This window comes from Amycolatopsis decaplanina DSM 44594 (assembly GCF_000342005.1).
GTDB lineage: Bacteria > Actinomycetota > Actinomycetes > Mycobacteriales > Pseudonocardiaceae > Amycolatopsis > Amycolatopsis decaplanina.
The window spans coordinates 74,626-92,773 of the sequence record NZ_AOHO01000055.1 but is presented as its reverse complement, the minus strand read 5'-3'; the positions used below and the strand labels follow the sequence as shown (position 1 = coordinate 92,773).

At 69.9% G+C, this 18,148-nt stretch carries 15 protein-coding genes; 7 read left to right on the top strand and 8 right to left on the bottom strand.

Going from position 1 to position 18,148, the window contains the following annotated elements:
• Window positions 1-71: 71 nt before the first annotated feature.
• Window positions 72-794, top strand: a complete 723-nt coding sequence (locus tag H074_RS17615) for a FadR/GntR family transcriptional regulator (RefSeq protein WP_007031393.1) — start codon at window positions 72-74, stop codon at window positions 792-794.
• Here the strand turns inward: H074_RS17615 and H074_RS17610 are convergent.
• Together H074_RS17610 and H074_RS17605 are read right to left on the bottom strand one after the other, a co-directional pair.
• The gene (locus H074_RS17610) at window positions 768-2,444 is read right to left on the bottom strand and encodes a SulP family inorganic anion transporter (RefSeq protein WP_007031392.1); all 1,677 of its coding nucleotides are present in this window, start codon (window positions 2,442-2,444) and stop codon (window positions 768-770) included. The two genes, H074_RS17615 and H074_RS17610, sit on opposite strands and share 27 nt — an antisense overlap.
• A gap of 4 nt (window positions 2,445-2,448) precedes the next feature.
• Window positions 2,449-2,778, bottom strand: coding sequence for an ArsR/SmtB family transcription factor (locus H074_RS17605; protein ID WP_007031391.1), 330 nt, complete (start codon window positions 2,776-2,778; stop codon window positions 2,449-2,451).
• Between the two features lie 144 nt (window positions 2,779-2,922).
• Here H074_RS17605 and H074_RS17600 point away from each other — a divergent pair, with 144 nt between their 5' ends.
• Complete coding sequence (locus H074_RS17600; RefSeq protein ID WP_007031390.1) at window positions 2,923-4,863, top strand: transglycosylase domain-containing protein; 1,941 nt, start codon at window positions 2,923-2,925, stop codon at window positions 4,861-4,863.
• Between the two features lie 150 nt (window positions 4,864-5,013).
• On the opposite strand, the gene H074_RS17595 is transcribed toward H074_RS17600, so the two are convergent.
• Complete coding sequence (locus tag H074_RS17595) at window positions 5,014-5,670, bottom strand: O-methyltransferase (protein ID WP_007031389.1); 657 nt, start codon at window positions 5,668-5,670, stop codon at window positions 5,014-5,016.
• A gap of 32 nt (window positions 5,671-5,702) precedes the next feature.
• Complete coding sequence (locus H074_RS17590; RefSeq protein ID WP_007031388.1) at window positions 5,703-6,530, bottom strand: ABC transporter ATP-binding protein; 828 nt, start codon at window positions 6,528-6,530, stop codon at window positions 5,703-5,705.
• 129 nt (window positions 6,531-6,659) lie between these two features.
• Here H074_RS17590 and H074_RS17585 point away from each other — a divergent pair, with 129 nt between their 5' ends.
• Complete coding sequence (locus H074_RS17585; RefSeq protein ID WP_007031387.1) at window positions 6,660-7,988, top strand: aminotransferase-like domain-containing protein; 1,329 nt, start codon at window positions 6,660-6,662, stop codon at window positions 7,986-7,988.
• A gap of 108 nt (window positions 7,989-8,096) precedes the next feature.
• On the opposite strand, the gene H074_RS17580 is transcribed toward H074_RS17585, so the two are convergent.
• The 3 genes from H074_RS17580 to H074_RS17570 all read right to left on the bottom strand — a co-directional run bounded on the left by H074_RS17580 (window position 8,097) and on the right by H074_RS17570 (window position 12,271).
• Window positions 8,097-9,905: a hypothetical protein gene (locus H074_RS17580; RefSeq protein ID WP_007031386.1), complete on the bottom strand. Its 1,809-nt coding sequence runs from the start codon at window positions 9,903-9,905 to the stop codon at window positions 8,097-8,099.
• 115 nt (window positions 9,906-10,020) lie between these two features.
• A complete protein-coding gene (locus H074_RS17575; protein WP_007031385.1) occupies window positions 10,021-11,994 on the bottom strand; it encodes an SDR family oxidoreductase in 1,974 nt (657 codons plus the stop codon).
• A gap of 58 nt (window positions 11,995-12,052) precedes the next feature.
• Window positions 12,053-12,271 (bottom strand): hypothetical protein, encoded by a 219-nt coding sequence (locus H074_RS17570; RefSeq protein ID WP_039922712.1) that lies wholly within the window; start codon window positions 12,269-12,271, stop codon window positions 12,053-12,055.
• A 196-nt stretch (window positions 12,272-12,467) separates the two neighbouring features.
• On the opposite strand from H074_RS17570, the gene H074_RS17565 reads away from it, so the two are divergent.
• On the top strand, window positions 12,468-13,706 hold the full coding sequence (locus H074_RS17565) for an NAD(P)/FAD-dependent oxidoreductase (RefSeq protein WP_007031384.1): 1,239 nt from the start codon (window positions 12,468-12,470) through the stop codon (window positions 13,704-13,706).
• Between the two features lie 25 nt (window positions 13,707-13,731).
• On the opposite strand, the gene H074_RS17560 is transcribed toward H074_RS17565, so the two are convergent.
• Window positions 13,732-14,985, bottom strand: coding sequence for a Bcr/CflA family multidrug efflux MFS transporter (locus H074_RS17560; protein WP_007031383.1), 1,254 nt, complete (start codon window positions 14,983-14,985; stop codon window positions 13,732-13,734).
• Window positions 14,986-15,215: 230 nt separating this feature from the next.
• Here H074_RS17560 and H074_RS17555 point away from each other — a divergent pair, with 230 nt between their 5' ends.
• The 3 genes from H074_RS17555 to H074_RS17545 are packed head-to-tail and all read left to right on the top strand — an operon-like array spanning window position 15,216 to window position 18,132.
• Window positions 15,216-16,076 (top strand): fumarylacetoacetate hydrolase family protein, encoded by an 861-nt coding sequence (locus H074_RS17555; protein WP_007031382.1) that lies wholly within the window; start codon window positions 15,216-15,218, stop codon window positions 16,074-16,076.
• Window positions 16,076-17,377 carry an enolase C-terminal domain-like protein gene (locus H074_RS17550; RefSeq protein ID WP_007031381.1) on the top strand — a complete coding sequence of 434 codons (1,302 nt, stop codon included), beginning with the start codon at window positions 16,076-16,078 and terminating at the stop codon, window positions 17,375-17,377. The genes H074_RS17555 and H074_RS17550 overlap by 1 nt, the downstream gene beginning before the upstream one ends.
• Window positions 17,374-18,132, top strand: a complete 759-nt coding sequence (locus H074_RS17545) for an SDR family NAD(P)-dependent oxidoreductase (protein WP_007031380.1) — start codon at window positions 17,374-17,376, stop codon at window positions 18,130-18,132. Before H074_RS17550 ends, H074_RS17545 begins: the two co-directional genes overlap by 4 nt.
• The last annotated feature ends 16 nt before the right edge of the window (window positions 18,133-18,148 follow it).

Below are 18,148 nucleotides of genomic sequence, written 5' to 3'. Positions count from 1 at the left end.
CCTACTTGCGATGTATGCATGCGCAAGTACCGCAACCAGGTGCCGAATTGCGGGCCGCCTAAACTCGAAGAGTGGAGTCGAGCACGGTCGCGAACGCGGGTGACGCGCTGTTCCGCCCGGTGCGCGCGGGCAACGCCTTCGAGGAGACCGTCGAAAGGCTGCTCCAGGCGATCCGGCTGGGCGTGGTGGGCGCGGGGGAGCGACTGCCCTCGGAGCGTGAGCTCGCCGAGCGGCTCGGGGTCAGCCGGGTGACGCTGCGCGAGGCCATCCGCGCGCTGGCCGACGCGGGCTACGTCGAGTCGCGGCGCGGGCGTTACGGCGGCACGTTCGTCAACGACGTCCTGCCCGACCCGCCCGCCGCCGACGGCCGGAAGGTCGGCAACGCCGCACTGGAGGACGCGCTCGGCCTGCGGCACGTCCTGGAGACCGGCGCCGCCGAGATGGCGGCGTCGCGTTCGCTCAGCCCGGCCGACCGGCAGCATCTGACCAGCACGCTCGCCGAGGCCGCCGCGGCCGACGTCGGCGACTACCGGCGTAAGGATTCGCGGCTGCACCTGGCGATCGCCGAGGTCACCGCGTCCGGCTCGCTGACCACGGCGATGGCCGACGCGCGGATGCGGGTCAACCAGCTGCTCGACATGATCCCGCTGCTGGAGCCGAACCTGGAGCACTCCAACGCCCAGCACGAGGCCATCGTCGACGCGATCCTCGCCGGAGACTCCGAGGCCGCCCGCCGGGCGATGACGGAGCACGTCGAAGGAACGGCTTCACTGCTTCGCGCCTTCCTGGCTTGAGGGTGACGTCAGCAGCGCGTGCGCGAAAGCGATGGCGTGGGGCGTATCCGGGAACACCCGGCCCTCCGCGCGGAGCCGGTCCGCGACGCCGAGTTCGTCCAGCACCTTTTCGTGGCCGGGTTTGATTCCCGACACCAGGACCGTGATCCCGCGATGTTCGAGGCGTTCGATGGCGTCCCGCAGGACGAGGGCTCCGGTGGCGTCGATGGCCGACACGCGTGACATCCGGAGGATGACCACCCGGACGTCGGCCACTTCGGACAGTTCCAGCAGGAACTGGTGGGCCGCGGCGAAGACGAGCGGGCCGTCGAGCCTGAACGCGACGATGTGCTCGTCCAGCAGCGCCCGTTCCTCGGCCGCGTGATCGGCGTGGTCGAGCGCTACTTCCTCGACGCGGGCCGCCTTCGCGATCGCGCGCAGCGCCAAGGCACCGGCCACGACGAGGCCGAGGATGACCGCGGTGACCAGGTCCAGGATCAGGGTCGCGGCCGCCGTGAGCACGAGGACCAGCGCGTCGCGCCGGGTGGAGCGCAGCAGCGCGCGGACCGATCCCGCCTCGACCATGCGGACGGCGGTGGCCAGCAGTACCCCGGCGAGCGCCGCGATCGGGATCGCGGCGACCAGCGGGGCAGCCGCGAAGACGATCACCGCCAGCACCATCGCGTGGGTGAACGCGGCCAGGCGGGACTTCGCCCCGGCGCGGACGTTGACCGCGGTGCGCGCGATCGCCGCGGTGGCGGGCACGCCACCGAACAGTGGGGTGACCAGATTCGCGAGGCCCTGCCCGAAGAGTTCCCGGTCCGGGTCGTGGCGTTCGTTGACGCTCATCGCGTCGGCGACCGTGGCCGAAAGGAGGCTCTCCAGCGCGGCCAGCGCCGCGACCGCGACGGCGGAGGGCGCCAGCGCGCCCAAGGCCGACAGATCCAGGAAGTCCAGTGAGGGCGCGGGGAGGCCGGCGGGCAGGGCGCCGATGCGGGCGACCGGCAGTTGCGCGAAGTGGCTCACGAGTGTCGCGACCGCGACCGCGACCAGCGAGAACGGGATCGACGGGCGCCACCGGGCACCGGCCAGCATCAGGGCGGCGACCCCGGCCGCGATCGCGATCGACGGCCAGGACGGGTTCCCGGCGAAATCGGCCACCGCCTTCGCCGCGACGACGGCGACCTTTTCGCCTTCCGGGGTGGCGACGCCGAGCGCCGCGGGAATCTGTTGCAGCGCGATCACGCCGGCGATGCCCAGCGTGAAGCCTTCGACCACCGGCGTCGGCACATAGCGCATGTACCGGCCCGCGCGGGCGACCGCGAGCAGAAGCAGCAGCAAGCCGGCGAGCAGGCCCACCGTCAGCACCCCGCCCGCTCCGTGTGTGGCCATGATCGGCACCAGCACCACGGTCATCGCCCCGGTCGGCCCGGACACCTGGAGGTTGGAGCCGCCGAAGATCGCGGCCAGCGCTCCGGCGACGATCGCGGTGACGAGCCCGGCTTCGGCCCCGAGGCCGGACGAGATGCCGAAACCCAGCGCCAGCGGGAGCGCGACGATCGCGACGGTCAGGCCCGCGGTGAGATCGCGTCGGGGAGCGCGCGTGAGCGTGCGCAGGTCTTCGCGTCCGGGCAGGAGCGAGCGCAGTTCCGGAAGCCTCAGTCCCGCCACGACGTCACTCCGCGTCGCGCAGTTGGGCCAGCAGCGCGTTCTGGTCGGCCAGCAACTCGGTGAGGATGCGCCGTGCCGCGCGTAGCAGTTCGACGACGTCCCCGCCGGCGAGCGCGTACACCACCGTCGATCCTTCACGCGTCGAAGTGACGATTCCCGACCGGCGCAGGACGGCCAGCTGCTGCGAGAGGTTGGAGGCCTCGACCTCGATCTCGGCGAGCAGTTCGCGGACGGCCTTCGGGCCCTCCGCGAGCAGTTCCAGCACACGGATCCGGACCGGGTGGCCCAGCATGCGGAAGAACTCCGCTTTGGCCTGGTACAGGGGGACGGGCATACCGGCTTCCTTCGTTCGACTTGCCGATAAGACCACATTAGCAAATGAAGAATTCTTCAAGTCGTAGGTCCAGGCAGCCGAAGCGAACACACGATTCGGTGATTTTCCCACAACCTTTTCACTCGTCCGGGCGTCTTACCTGGCGTGGAGAACCCGGATGAGGCAGACGCACCCGAGTCGGAGACCACGGCCGTTCCCGAGCCGAAAGGGAAAAAGCGCAGGTGGCGCAAGATCGCCGCTTGGACGCTCGGCCTGCTGATCGGCATCCCGGTCGTCGCGTTCGGGCTCGCGTACGTCCTGCTCGACGTCCGCAGCCCGGAAGAGGTCCTCGCCGGCCTCGACAAGACCGTCGTCCTGCAGAACGCGGACGGTTCCGAACTGCTCAAGGTGATCCCGCCCGGCGGCGACCGGCTGTTCGTGCCCTACGACGCAGTCCCCGCGAAACTGCGCGACGCGATCGTCGCGACCGAGGACCCGACCTTCTGGGACAACGAGGGCTTCGACCTGACCGGACTCGGCCGCGCGCTGGTGACCGGCGTCGGTGGCGGCTCGGGGATCACCCAGCAGTACATCAAGAAGTCCACCGGCAACGAGGACGCCACCCTGACCCGCAAGTTCTCCGAGCTGGTGCTCGCCACGAAGATCACCCAGCAGCAGACCAAGAAGGAGATCTTCGAGAGCTACGTCAACATCATCTCGTTCGGCCGCGGTACCTACGGCCCGGCGTCGGCGATGAACGCCTACTTCGGCCGCAAGCTGGACGACTCGATGACCTGGAGCGAGGCGGCCTTCCTCGCCGGGATGATCCAGTCGCCTTCGGTGCACGACCCGTACGCCTCGAGCCACGAGCACGCGATGAAGCGCTGGTCCTACGTGGTGAACAAGCTGGTCACGCGGGGCTACCTCAGCCAGGCCGAAGCGGTCACCATGACCTATCCGGAGGACGCGATCCAGGCGCCGTCGGAGACCCGCGCCGGTCGGGTCACCTACGAGAAGTACCACATCAAGCAGCAGGTCCTCGCTGAACTCGAGCAGGTCGGTTATCCGCTCGACCGGCTTCGCGGCGGCGCGATGAAGGTCGAGACGACCATCGATCCGCGTGCCCAGGCCGAAGCCGAGAAGGCGGTCAAGGAACGGTTGCGGGGACAGCCGGAGCACTTCCGGGCCTCGCTGGTCGCCGTCGAACCCGGGACCGGCGCCATCCGCGCCTACAACGGCGGTGGCTGGAGCGTGCACGACTACGCCGGCACCCCGTACGGCGCCGGCTCGGCGTTCCAGCCGTTCATCCTCGCCGCCGGACTCGAACGGGGCGTCGATGTGGACGAATCGCTGAAGGCGCCCGCGGAGGTCGACTTCCTCGGCGAGACCTTCAAGTTCCAGGACCAGTGCGGTGAAACCGGGAAGTGCACGCTGCGGGAGGCGATGGGGCGGGGCGCACAGGGCCCGTTCGTCGACCTGGCGAAGAAGCTCGGCGCGGAAGCGGTCCGCGACGGCGCCCGCGCGGCCGGGATCCCCGAGGCCGTCGACGGCGCGGTGACCCTGCGCGAGAAGGACGGGTTCCTGATCGGCCCTGGGATCGCGGTCGGCCGGTACCCCTTGCGGCCCAGCGACATGGCCGGTGCCTACGCGACCTTCGCCGCCGACGGAATGCGCGCCACCCCGCATCTGGTGTCGAAGATCCGGGACGAGAACGGCGAAATCGTGTGGGAACGGCCTTCGGAGAAGACGCCCGCGTTCAAGGGCGACGAGACACTGGGCCGCCGGATCGCGGGCACGATGAGCCAAGTGCTGATCACCGGACTGAAAGACCGTCCGGCGGCATTGAAGACCGGCGATTTCCAGTACAACGAGACGGACGACAACGCCGGCGGCTGGGCGGTCGGGTACACGCCACAGCTCGCGACCGCGGTCTGGGTCGGCTCCGACGAGCCGCGCCGGATGCGGGACGCCGCCGGCGGGAAACTGACCGGCGGCACGATCCCGGCAGAGGTTTGGCGGCGCTTCATGAACGGCTTCCACCAGGGACTGCCGGTGCGGTGGCCGGAGGGCTCCAGTCCGCGGCCTGTCACGACAGCGCCGCGGTGATCCCTACGTGATCGGACACGGAACTCGCGTGATCAGAGACGGAACTCGCGTGATCAGAGACCGCACACCCCGAGTGCGGTCTCCAATCACGTGAGATCCGCCTCCAATCACGTGAGATCGGCGTCCGATCACGCGCGGGCGCCGCGACCGTCAGGGCTTCACGAGCACGACGGTGAGCCCGTCGTAGCCCTTCGCGCCGACCGTCTGGATCGCGGTCGCGTCGACGCGGGGTTCGGCGGCGATCATCTCGTGCAGCCGCCTGATCCCTTGGATGTTCGGGTCTTCGCTGGCGGCGTCGGTCACCGCGCCACCGCGGACCACGTTGTCGACCACGATCACGCCGCCGGGCCGGACGACCTTCAGCGACGCTTCGAAGTAGGCCGGGTTATTGGCCTTGTCGGCGTCGATGAACGCCAGATCGATCGGGCCCTCGACCGAGGGCAGCAGGTCCAGCGCCTTGCCGACGCGGACGTCGACCAGCCCGCCGAGCCCGGCCGCTTCGATGTTGCCGCGCGCGACCTCGGCGTGCTTCGGGTCGAATTCCAGTGTGACGAGCCTGCCCTGCGGCGGCAGGGCGCGGGCGAGCCAGATCGTGCTGTACCCGCCGAGCGTGCCGATCTCCAGGATGGAACGGGCGCCGATCATCCTCGCCATCAGGTTGAGCAGCTTGCCCTGATTCGGCGCTACGGCGATCGACGGCAGCCCGGCACGATCCGACGCCTGCTGCGCGCCTTCGAGTGCGGGATCGGCCGGGACGAGCACCCCGGACAGGTAGTCGTCCACTTCGGACCACAGTTGCTGTGACATGGCACCTCCGCCGCCAACGTACTCCGAGACGATCAAGCGGCGCGGCGTCCGGCCTTCGGGATCACCAGCGGGGTCCCGGTTTCGGGGCACGGCATGACCCGGCAGGGCAGCTCGAAGATCTTTTCGACGTTGGCGGCGGTCACGACCTCTTCGGGCGCGCCGGTCGCCAGGACCTCGCCGCCGCGCATCGCGATCATGTGCGTCGCGTAGCGGGCGGCGTGGTTGAGGTCGTGCAGCACCGCGACCAGTGTCCGGCCCTGCTCCTGGTGCAGTTGCGCACACAGGTCGAGGATGTCCATCTGGTGCGCGATGTCCAGATAGGTCGTCGGCTCGTCGAGCAACAGGAGATCGGTCTCCTGCGCGAGCGCCATCGCCATCCACACACGCTGCCGCTGACCGCCCGACAGCTCGTCGACCAGCCGCTCGGCGAGGTCGTCGACACCGGTGGCGCGCATGGACTCCGCGACGACGGTGGCGTCCTCACGGGACCATTGGCGCAGCAGGCGCTGATGCGGATACCGGCCACGCGCGACGAGGTCCGCGACGGTGATGCCGTCGGGTGCTGTCGAGCTCTGCGGCAGCAGGCCGAGCCGCCGGGCGACCTCCTTGGCCGGGAAGGAGCTGATCGCCTGGCCGTCGAGGAACACCGAGCCCTGGCGGGGTTTGAGCATCCGCGCGAGCGCGCGCAGCAGGGTCGTCTTGCCGCAGGCGTTCGGGCCGACGATGACGGTGAACGACCGGTCGGGGATGACCACCCCGAGGTCTTCGGCCACGGTCCGGCCGTCGTAGGCGAGCGTCAGCGCGTCCGCGTGCAGGCGGGACGTCGTGCTCCGCTCGGTGAGGGTTTCCACGGTCTCCACGCAGGTTAGGCTAACCTAGGAGTCCGCCGCTGTGGTGTTCCGTAGGTCGCAGTCGGCTCACGACGCTCTTCGATGGCATCATTCGCGGTGCAATTCCGCGAGCGGTCTCGGTGTGATCGAAGGAGCGGCATGGAGGACTACCGGATAGTCGCGGACGAGATCTCCGCCGACGTCGAGGCCGGCAGGCTTCGCCCTGGCGACCGGCTGCCCCCGCAGCGGCGGTTCGCCCGCGAACGTGGGATCGCCAACTCGACCGCCGCCCGGGTCTACGGCGAACTCGTCCGGCGAGGAGTCGTGGTCGGCGAGGTCGGCCGGGGCACTTTCGTTCGCGCGGGGAAGCCGCCGCTGGAAACCGCGCTCGCCGAACCGGGCGGCGCGATCGTCGACCTCGAACTCAACTTCGCCGTCCTCCCGGAACAATCGGCGCTGGTCGGGAAGGCGCTGGAGCCGCTCCTGCGTGACGACGTCCTGACAGCGGCGCTGCGGCCGGGAAGCGTCTCCGGCTCGAAGCAGGCGCGTGACGCCGTCGCCGGACTGTTCGCGAAGGACGGCTGGACGCCGGAAATCCTCTTCGCCGGAAGCGGGCGTCAGGCCATCGCGGCCGCCATCGCCGCCTTTGTGCCGATGGGGGAACGGCTCGCGGTCGAAGCCATCACCTACCCCGTGGTCAAGGCACTCGCCGGGCGGCTCGGCGTCCAGTTGGTTCCCATCGAGACCGACGACGCGGGCCTCGTCCCCGAAGCGCTCGAAGCCGCGCACGCCGCCGCGCCCGTCCGCGCGCTTTACGTCCAGCCGACGTTGCACAACCCGCTCGGGTCCACAATGGACGAATCTCGGCGTGTCGAGCTGGCGGAAACCGTGCGCCGGATGGACATCCCGGTGATCGAGGACGGGATCTACACCTTCCTCCGGCCCGAGGTCCGTCCGTTCGCGGCGTACGCGCCGGAACGCACGGTGTTCACCGACAGCATGTCCAAACGGCTCGCCCCGGGGCTGACCACCGGATTCCTCGCCGTCCCGGTGGAATGGACGGAACGGCTGGCCGCGGCCGTGCGTTCGGGCGGCTGGGTCGCGTCCCGGTTCGCCGTCGAAGCCGCCACCCGGTGGATCACCGGCGGCACCCTGGAAGCCGTCGAACGGGCGAAACGGCTCGACGCCGCGGAACGCCAGCGGCTGACCGCGGCACGGCTGGCCGGGTTCACCCTGCGCGCCGATCCGCGGGCGTACCACTGCTGGTGGGAGCTCCCCGAACACTGGCGTGCCGAGCTGTTCGTCGCCGCGGCCGCGCGGCGGGGGATCGCGGTCACCCCGGCGGCCGCGTTCGCCGTCGTCCCCGGCCACGCGCCGAACGCGGTGCGGCTCGCCGTCTCGTCGCCACCCCTCGAGACGCTCGGGGCCGCTCTGGACGTCCTCGCCGGTCTCGCTTCCGGTCGCCCCGAGGACGCCGGCGTCGACTGACCCCGGAACTCGCGTGCTTGAAGACGGAACTCGCGTGATTGGAAGCCGAACTCGTGAGTTCCGTCTTCAATCACGCGAGTTTGGGTCCCGATCACGCGAGTTCCGGGGTCAGGGGCGGGGCGCCCACTTGCCGATGAAGCTGCCGCAGGTGACGGTCCGCCCGGTGAGCCGCGACCGCAGCGCGTTCTCCAGCCCGAGGTAGTCGAAGATCGGCGCGTCCGCCGCGACCTCGGCGGGCACCGGCCCGCCCTCGGCCAGTGCGGGCATGCCCACGGTCTGGAACAGCACCAGGTAGTCGCCGTCGCGGTTGAGCTCGTCGGCCGTCGCGAGCATGCGTTCCGGAGCGTCGGCGACGATCTCCAACGGCAGCGGCCACTCCAGCGGGAACGGGTTGCGCAGCCCGAAGGCGGGATAGGCGAACGGGTTGTCGGGCAGGACCGCCGTGCGCCCAGCGGGATAGCGCGTGACGCAGTCCTGGATCTGCGAGATGTAGGTGAAGGTCCCCGGGTTCGTCCGGATCCCGCGCATCGTCGGCGTCACCGTGCCGAGGTCACCGGTCAGTTTCTCGTGCGCCATGTCGAGGTACGCGGCTTCGTCGTGGTGCGCGATCACGGCCCAGCCCGACGCCAGCACCGCGACCAGGCCCATCGCCGTGGCGCCCGCCAGCCTGATCCGGCGAGGCGGCTCCGGCAGCGGCGGCAGCGCGTCCGACAGCAGCAGGATCGCCGTCAGCGCCAGTGTGCCGGTGAACAGTGTCGGGGTGTCGTTCCCCCAGGACAGGCTGGTCATGAAGCCGGTCGCGAAGACCAGCGTGCCCATCCTCGGGAATCGCCGCGTCGCGGCCCAGTTCACCAGCAGCGCGACCCCGAGGATCCACCAGAGGACGTCCGCCCAGCGCGACGCGCCGGTGAAATGCCCGTCGACGACGGTGCCGACCACGACCGCCACGCCCGCCAGGAGCAGCAGCCGCGCGAGGAGCGCGCCGATGAAACCGGCGCGGTCGCGGAAGATCCCGAGCAGGACCAGAAGCACCCCGGCGATCAGGAAGAAGGTCAAGCCCCGCACCGGTGGCCGAAGCAGGGACGCGGGATTTTCCAGCCACAGGCCGAGAAGCCGCTCGCCGTACGCGGGCAGGCCGCCGGTGAGCTGCTCGGCCATCGCGCCGAGCCCGCCGTCGAGTGTGACGATTCCGATGTAGAAGACCAAAAAGGCGCCCAGCGCAAGCAGATCCCAGGCCAGACGCGCCCACCAGCGGCCGGTGCGGAACGCGCCCTCGCGCAGCGATGGGTGCGGCAACAACCAGCACAACGCGATCAGCGGCACCGGCGCGAAACTCTGCTTGACGAACACCGCGGTGCCCAGCAGCACGAGACCGAGCCACCGCGGCCAGGCCTTGCCGTTGCGCAGCCCCGAATCCAGCGCCCAGGCACCGCAGGCGGTCAGGAAGATTCCGTCGATCGTGTGCCACGCCATCAGCGGGAAGGCGTTGAGGTTCAGCAGCGACGCGGCCGCCGTCAGCCCGGTGAGCCCCGGCCCCCAGTCGCGGACGCGGCGGCGGGTGACCAGTACCGCGAACGCGATCGTCGCCAGGATGATCTCCAGCATGCTGAGCACGCTGGAGACGAAGAACAGCGGGCCCGGCAGCACGAAGTCGACGATGTGCAGGTACGCCGAACCCAGCGGCCGCGCGGAGATGATGTCGGAGTGCGGGACCTCGCCGTGCAGCACCCGCCACGCCTGGGCCAGGATGAAACCCTGGTCCGAGGGGTGGAAACCGAAGCGTCCCACCCGGAGTTCGGTGGCGACGGCGAGCGCGAGCACCCAAGTCACGTGAAGGGAAAGCCGCAGCACTGTCCTGGAAGGACGTACGACCGCCGCGTCCGGTCCGGTCGACAGCGGGGGACTGGCGACGTCCACACTGCCCCTTCCCGCCTCGTCACTGCCTCGGCCCGTGCCCGCCGACCCCCCGGCGTTTCGGAAACCGATGGTAGCGGCCGGGGGCGTCCCCCGATCGAGCCCGGCGGCGGGGACGTCAGGGACGACGGCGCCAGACCAGCCTGGTGACCGCGCCCGCCACCGAGGCGAGCGGGGCCTTCCGTGGCTGGCCACGGGTTTCCGGCGCGGACTCGGGCATCGCGCGGTAGACGAGGTGGGCGAAGAACCGTGCCGTCCTGGGTGCGACGAGCGTCACCAGTTCCGCGGCGGTGCCTTCGGGCAGGTTCAGGATCTCGGGTCGTTTCTCCAGTGCCTTCACCACCAGAGCGGCGGCGCGTTCGGGAGAGCTCGACGGCATGCCGCGATAGGACCCGGTCGGCGTGATCATGTCGGTGCGCACCAGCGGCATCCGGACCGAGGTGAAGGTGACACCGTCGGAAAGCGTTTCCCGCCCGGCGGTCAGCCCGAACTCCTCCAGGGCGGCCTTCGAGGCCAGGTAGGCGGAAAACCGCGGGGTGTCGGTCTGGAGTCCTTGGGTGGTCACGTTGACGACGTGGCCGAATCCCCGCGCGGTCATCGACGGCAGCAGACCCAGCGTCAGCCGCACGGGGCCGAAGTAGTTGATCGCCATCGTGCGCTCGAAGTCGTGGAACCGTTCGGTGGACAGCGAAAGCGACCGCCGGATCGAGCGGCCCGCGTTGTTGACCAGCATGTCGACGGCGCCGTGCGTGGCGAGCACGTCCTTGACCAGGGCGTCGACGGCGCCGCCGTCGGTGAGGTCGCACGGGTACGCCGACGCCTTCCCGCCCGCCGCGACGATCTGCTCGCGGACCTCTTCGAGTTCGTCGGCGCGCCTGGCAACGAGGATCACTTCGCCGCCCTTCGCGGCGACGGCCAGCGCGGACGCGCGCCCGATGCCCGAGGACGCGCCGGTGATCAGCACCTTGCGGCCGTCGAGCGGTTCCGGTCCCGGGCGGCGGCGGCCGCGATCGGGATCCAGGTGCGCGAGCCAGTACCGGTAGAGCAGGCCGGCGTACTCCTTCAACGGGGGCAGGGTGATCCCGCTGCCTTCGAGCGCGGCGGTGGTCGCGCTCGTGTCGAAGTCGACCTCCATGCTCAGATGCGGCAGGACTTCGAGCGGGATCCCGAGTTCCGCCAGCACCGCCGCGCGGGCCGAACGCCCGCCGGGGACCCGGTCGAATCCGGCCGCCGCGGATTTCGCCAGCCGGGTTCCGGCGCGCTTCAGCGCTCCGGACGGCCGGGCGGGAAGAACGGCGGAGATCTTCGGCCCGCCCGCGGCCCGGGCGAAGGCGTTGTAGACCTCGTGCAATGGCTGCGGCCGGGGCGACGCGAGGTGGTACGTGCTGCCGCTGGGCGCTTCGACGTGCATGAGGTGCTCCATCGCCTCGACGACGTAGTCGACCGGCACGAGATTCGTGGCGCCGAGATCCGGGGCGGCGAGCGGGAGACGGCGGGGCAGCGCGGCGAGCCGCGAGATCGCGGGGAGGAAGTAGTACGGGCCGTCGATCTTGTCCATCTCGCCGGTACGCGAATCGCCAGCCACGGCGGACGGCCGGTATACGCGGAACGGCGTTTTCCCGTGCCGTCGCACGAGTTTCTCCGCCTCGAACTTCGTCGCGTGGTACGGCGACGCGAAACTCTGGCCGAGATCGAAGTCGGCCTCGGTGAAGCGCCCGGCGTATTGTCCGGCGACCGCGATGGACGAGACGTGGTGGAAGAGCCCGGCCTTCGCGGCGGCGGCGAACTCCAGGACGTTACGGGTGCCGTCGACGTTGGCCGCGCGGTTCGCCGCTTCGTCCGCGGTGAGGTCGTAGATCGCGCCGAGGTGCACGACGTGGTCGAGGGGGCCCAGGCGGGCGGGATCGACGCCCAGCGAGGGCTCGGTCAGGTCGCCGGTGACGGGAACGAGCTTCTCGTGGCTCGGGAGTTTCCCGCGTGAGGTCTCCCTCACGAGTACGTGGACGGCTACGGTCTCAGGTCGCCGTAGTAGGCGCGCGACCAGGCGTTTTCCCAGAAAACCCGTCGCGCCCGTCACGAAGTAGGTGGTCATGGCCGGCTCCTTCCGAACGGGGCCGACTCTACCTACTCAGAAGTAGGAACGGTAGTTGTCATTCGCTGTGATCCGGATGTTCGGCCACCGCGACCACGGCGTCGCGGAGCGCGGCGCGCAGGCGTCCCACGTCCAGCGGCCCGAGTACGGCGGCCTCTCCTGGCGGCGCCACGAGCACGATCTTGTCGCTGCTCACGAACACCGTCACGTCCCTTCGCCTGCCCGCGAGATCCCGGCAGCCGACCGACCATTCGTCCCGCGGTGCCAACGTCCTCATCCTCCCGTATCCCATGATCTCCCTTTCTCGTCCGAGGCTGGGACGAGGCGGTTCCGGGGCCGTGACGCGGGTTACCCCACATTCCTACTGATGGGTTAACCGATCGTGCGGATCGTGATCGACTTCCACTTTCGCTAGGCCGGACGAGGTGGAACGGGAGTAGCGTCCAGAAAAGGGACTGCTCGGGAGGTCATGGATGTCCGAACCCAGGAAGATCGTCATCGTCGGGGCCGGTCTCGCCGGAGCGACCGCCGCCGGAACGCTGCGGGAACGCGGCTACCCGGGTGAAATCCTGCTCCTCGGTACCGACACGCATCGCCCGTACGAATTACCGCCCTTGTCCAAGGGGCTTCTGATGGGCAAGACCGATGAACCCGACTGGGTGCACGACGAGGGTTTCTACGAAGAGAAGGACATCGCGTTCAAGAGCGGCACGACGGCGACCAAGGTCGAACTCGGCGCGCGGCTCGTGCACGACGACGCGGGCGATGAACACCGCTTCGACCGGCTCGTGCTCGCGACCGGCTCCCGGCCGCGATCGTTGCCGGTGCCCGGCGGGGATCTGCCCGGACTGAGGACCCTGCGCACCCTCGACGACGCGCTGACGCTGCGTTCGGCGTTCAAGGACGCCGGACGGGTGGTGATCGTCGGCGCGGGCTGGATCGGCACCGAGGCCGCGGCGGCCGCCCGGGAACACGGAGCCGAGGTGACCGTGGTCGACCAGGTCGGTTCACCGCTGCTCGCGGTACTGGGCGGGCAGGTGTCCGGGGTCTTCAAGGACCTGCACACCCAGCACGGCGTGAACTGGCGTCTGGGTGAAGGCGTCGCCGGGTTCACCGGCGGTCCGGGCGGGGTGACCGGCGTACGCCTTCAGAGCGGTGACGAGCTTCCCGCGGACGTCGTGCTGGTGGCTGTCGGCGCCGCGCCACGGGTCGACCTCGCGCACGCCGCCGGCCTGGAACTGTCCGACGACGGCGGTGTCTGCGCCGACGCCGGCTTGCGGACAGCGGCGCCCGACGTCTACGCCATCGGTGACATCGCCGCGCATTTCCATCCCCGCTATGGAAAACGCGTCCGCGTCGAACACTGGTCGAACGCGCAATGGCAGGGCGAGCACGTCGCCGGGAACCTGCTGGGGGAGAACGAGCCGTACCTGCGGAGCCCGTATTTCTTCTCGGATCAATACGACCTCGGGTGCGAGTACCGGGGCCTCGCCGATCCCGAAAGCGACGAACTCGTCGTGCGGGGCGACCTCGCGGCGCGGGACTTCACGGCGTTCTGGTTGCGGGACGGGCAGGTGACCGCGGCCATGAACGTCAACCAGTGGGACGACGGGGACGCCTTGAAGGCCCTTGTCGAGGGACGCGCGACAGTGACGGCGGAGCAGCTGAGGACGGCTGACCTGAATGGCCTCGTGAGTGGTAAGGACGGTTAGAACCGTCCTTACCACTCACGAGGCCCTACGCCTGCGGAAGCGCCAGGGCTTCCGGTGCCGAGGAAGGCCGCGTCATGGTCCCGAAGGCCAGCAGCGCGAGCACGCCGAAGCCCGCCATCGTGATCCCCATCGGCACGGCGGTGCCCGCACCGCCCAGTCCGACCAGCGGCGTCGCCAGCCCGCCGACGACGAACTGCAGCACACCCAGCAGTGCCGACGCCGAACCGGCGGACCGCGCCTGTTCGGCGAGCGCCAGCGAACTCGCGTTCGGCGCGACCATGCCGATGCTCGACACCAGGATGAACAGCGGGATCAGCAATCCGATCAGGCCCAGGTCCAGCACCGCCGCGGCCAGTACCCCGAATCCGGCCACCGCCGCGATGACGAGGCCGACGGTCAGCAGGGTCCGCTCCGGGAAGCGTCCGACGATGCGCCCGTTCAGCTGGCCGACGAGCACGATGCCGATGCCGTTGAGCCCGAATACCAGGCTGTACGCCTGCGGGCTGAGCCCGTAGACGCCCTGCAGCGCGAAGGACGAGCCGGAGATGTAGGCGAACAGGCTGCCGAACATGAGCCCGGAGGCCAGCGCGTAGCCGAGGAAGCCGCGGTCGCCGAACAGGCTCGCGTACTTCCGCAGCACCGAGCCGAACCGGGCGGGCGTGCGGCGCTCCTCGGGCAGGGGTTCCGGCAGCAGGAAGAAGACGACGGCGAGCAGGATCGCGCCGAACGCGGTCAGGCAGACGAACACGCCGCGCCACGAGGTCCAGTTCAGGATCTGGCCGCCGATGATCGGCGCCAGGATCGGGGCGAGCCCGTTGACCAGCATGAGCAGCGAGAAGAACTTCGTCATCGCGGTGCCGGAGTAGAAGTCGCGCACGGTCGCCCTGGCGATCACGATGCCCGCCGCGGCGCCGAAGGCCTGGACGCCCCGGGCGGCGATGAGCAGTTCGGCGGTCGGGGCGATCGCGCACAGGATCGAGCCGACCATGTAGAGGGCGAGCCCGGCCACGAGCGGTTTGCGGCGGCCGATCGCGTCGGACAGCGGTCCGAGGATCAGCTGGCCGATGGCGAGCCCGATGATGAACGCGCTGAGCGTGAGCTGGACGGTCGCGTCCGCCGCCCGCAGTTCCCCCGCCATCTGCGGCAGCGCGGGCAGGTACATGTCGATGGACAGGGGCCCGAAGGCGGACAGGCCGCCGAGGATCAGGACGAACCGGGCGCGTCCGGTCGTGAGGGGTCGCGCGACGGTTTCTTCCACTCGCTCGGGCGCGATGGTCATGCTCTTCCTTTCCCCAGCCAAGGTTCCGCGTGGAACAACTTGCTTAGAGTAGGTAACTATTCCTGCTGTGATCCATCCCACCTCAAGGTCCGACCACTGATCCGATCAATTTTCCAGGCAAATCCGAGTGGCCCCTAGATCTTGCCGGAGGTCGTCAGGTATACATCGGATGTCTGTTCGTTGCTGTTGGAGCCGTTGACTGTTGGCGGTTCGGCTTGAAGGGAAAATTCGTGCAGCTGTTGCGACTCGGGGAGCCGGGAAGTGAGCGTCCGTTCGTACGTGCCGGGGACGGCACGCTGCGCGACCTCTCGGGGCTGACCGCCGACATCGATGGCGGCTTCTTCGCGAGCGACGGCGTGGCCAGGGTCGCGGCCGCGCTGGCCGCCGGTGAGCTGCCCGAAGCCGGCCCCGAATTCGCGAGGGCCAGGGTGGGCGCGCCGATCGCGCGGCCGGGCAAGGTCGTCTGCATCGGCCTCAACTACCGGCGGCACGCCGAGGAGTCCGGCGCCGCCGTCCCGGCCGAGCCGGTCGTCTTCATGAAGGCCTCCGACGTCGTCGTCGGCCCGGAGGACGACGTGCTCGTCCCGCGCGGCTCGACCAAGACCGACTGGGAGGTCGAGCTCGGCGTCGTCATCGGCAAGACCGCGCGCTACCTCGAAAGCGCCGAAGAGGCCCTCGGGTACGTCGCCGGCTACACCGTCTCGAACGACGTGTCCGAGCGCGAGTTCCAGCTCGAACGCGGCGGCCAGTGGGACAAGGGCAAGTCGTGCGAAAACTTCAACCCGCTCGGCCCATGGCTGGTCACCGCCGACGAGGTGCCCGATCCGCAGGCCCTCGGCCTGCGGCTGTGGGTCAACGGTGAGAAGAAGCAGGACTCGTCGACCAAGGACATGATCTTCCCGGTCGCCGAGATCGTGCACTACCTGAGCCAGTTCATGGTGCTGCGCCCCGGTGACCTCATCAACACCGGCACCCCGCAGGGTGTCGCGCTCGGCCAGCCCGACCCCAAGCCGTATCTGACCGAGGGAGACGTCATCGAACTCGAGATCGACGGCCTCGGCCGTCAGCGCCAGAACGTCAGGCAGGCGTGATGGCGAAGATCGTGGGCATGGAGGTGCTCGACGTCCGCTTCCCGACCTCGCGGGAGCTGGACGGTTCGGACGCCATGAACCCGGACCCGGACTACTCGGCCGCGTACGTCGTGTTGCACACCGATGGCGGCCCGGACGGCTACGGACTCGCCTTCACCATCGGACGCGGCAACGACGTCCAGGCCGCGGCGATCCGCGCGCTGGAACCGCACGTCGTCGGCATGGACGTGCCCACCGACGCCGCCGCGCTCGGCGCCCTGTCGAGGACGCTGGTCGGCGACTCGCAACTGCGCTGGCTCGGCCCGGAAAAGGGTGTCGCGCACATGGCGATCGGCGCGGTGGTCAACGCCGCCTGGGATCTCGCCGCGCGGATCGCCGGGCTCCCTGTCTGGCGTTTCGCCGCCGAGATGTCGCCGGAGGACCTGGTCTCCCTCGTCGACTTCCGCTACCTCTCCGACGCGCTGACCGAGCAGGAGGCGCTCGACATCCTCCGCGCCGCCGAGCCCGGCCGCGCCGAGCGGATCGCCCGGATCGAGCGCGACGGATACCGCGCGTACAGCACGTCTCCCGGCTGGCTCGGCTACTCGGACGCGAAACTCGTCCGGCTCGCCGAACAGGCGGTCGCGGACGGCTTCGAGATGATCAAGCTGAAGGTCGGCGGCAATCTCGAGGACGACGTCCGCCGGATGAAGCTCGCCCGCGAGACCGTCGGCCCGGACATCCGGGTCGCCGTCGACGCGAACCAGCGCTGGGACGTTTCGACCGCGATCACCTGGATGACCGCGCTGGCGCCCTACGACCCGTACTGGATCGAGGAACCCACCTCGCCGGACGACGTGCTCGGCCACGCCGCGATCGCCAAGGCGCTCGCCCCGATCCGCGTGGCCACCGGTGAGCACGTGCAGAACCGCGTGGTGTTCAAGCAGTTGCTGCAGGCGGGCGCGATCTCGGTGCTGCAGCTGGACGCCGCCAGGGTCGGCGGGTTCAACGAGAACCTGGCGATCCTGTTGCTGGCGGCCAAATTCGGTGTCCCGGTGTGCCCGCACGCCGGCGGGGTCGGGCTGTGCGAACTCGTGCGGCACCTGTCGATGTTCGATTTCGCGGCGGTGTCCGGTTCCGACGTCGACCGGTCCATCGAGTGGGTCGACCACCTCCACGAGCACTTCACCGACCCGGCCGCCGTCGTCGACGGCCGCTACGTCGCACCGTCCGCGCCTGGCTTCTCGGCGCGGATGCACGACGCGACCCTGCGCCGGTTCACCTTCCCCGACGGTCCGGAATGGACGGAGACAACCAAGTGAGTGAGTTCGAAGGCCTCGTCGCCGCCGTCACCGGCGGTGCCTCGGGAATCGGCCGGGCCACCGCGGACCTGCTCGCCTCGCGTGGGGCGAAGGTCGCGGTCCTCGACCTGAATCCCGGCGACCTTCCCGAAGGTCTCACCGGATTTCGCTGCGACGTCGGTTCCGACGAGGAGGTCCGCTCGGCGATCGACGCGGTCGCGGACCGGTTCGGCAGGCTCGACGTCCTGGTCAACAACGCGGGCGTCGGCGCGCAGGGCGACGTCACAGCCAACAGCGACGACGAATGGCACCGGGTGCTCGACATCAACGTCGTCGGCATGGTGCGGCTCGCGCGGGCGGCGTTGCCGCATCTGAAGAACTCGCCGTCGGCCGCGATCGTCAACACCTGTTCGATCGCCGCGTGGGCGGGCCTGCCCAACCGCGCGCTGTACTCGGCCAGCAAGGGCGCGGTGCTCTCGCTGACCCTGGCGATGGCGACCGACCACCTCGCCGACCGGATCCGGGTCAACTGTGTCTGCCCCGGTACCGCGGACACCCCGTGGGTCAGCAGGCTGCTCGACGCCGCGGGCGATCCGGAGGCCGAACGCGCCGCGCTGGCCGCCCGGCAGCCGATGGGCAGGCTGGTCACCGCGGACGAGGTCGCGAACGCGGTCGTGTACCTCGCCAGCCCGCTGTCGGCTTCGACCACCGGCACGGCGCTCGCCGTCGACGGCGGTATGTACGGGCTGCGCCCGCGCGGTCCGGTCCAGCAGTAGCTCCATACCCGGTTCC

Bases quoted from the DNA above. Each gene is read 5' to 3' on its own strand.
- H074_RS17585 (WP_007031387.1), top strand. From the start codon at position 6,660: ATGGAGGACTACCGGATAGTCGCGGACGAGATCTCCGCCGACGTCGAG.
- H074_RS17605 (WP_007031391.1), bottom strand. From the start codon at position 2,778: ATGCCCGTCCCCCTGTACCAGGCCAAAGCGGAGTTCTTCCGCATGCTG.
- H074_RS17565 (WP_007031384.1), top strand. From the start codon at position 12,468: ATGTCCGAACCCAGGAAGATCGTCATCGTCGGGGCCGGTCTCGCCGGA.
- H074_RS17570 (WP_039922712.1), bottom strand. From the start codon at position 12,271: ATGAGGACGTTGGCACCGCGGGACGAATGGTCGGTCGGCTGCCGGGAT.
- H074_RS17575 (WP_007031385.1), bottom strand. From the start codon at position 11,994: ATGACCACCTACTTCGTGACGGGCGCGACGGGTTTTCTGGGAAAACGC.
- H074_RS17550 (WP_007031381.1), top strand. From the start codon at position 16,076: ATGGCGAAGATCGTGGGCATGGAGGTGCTCGACGTCCGCTTCCCGACC.
- H074_RS17560 (WP_007031383.1), bottom strand. From the start codon at position 14,985: ATGACCATCGCGCCCGAGCGAGTGGAAGAAACCGTCGCGCGACCCCTC.
- H074_RS17595 (WP_007031389.1), bottom strand. From the start codon at position 5,670: ATGTCACAGCAACTGTGGTCCGAAGTGGACGACTACCTGTCCGGGGTG.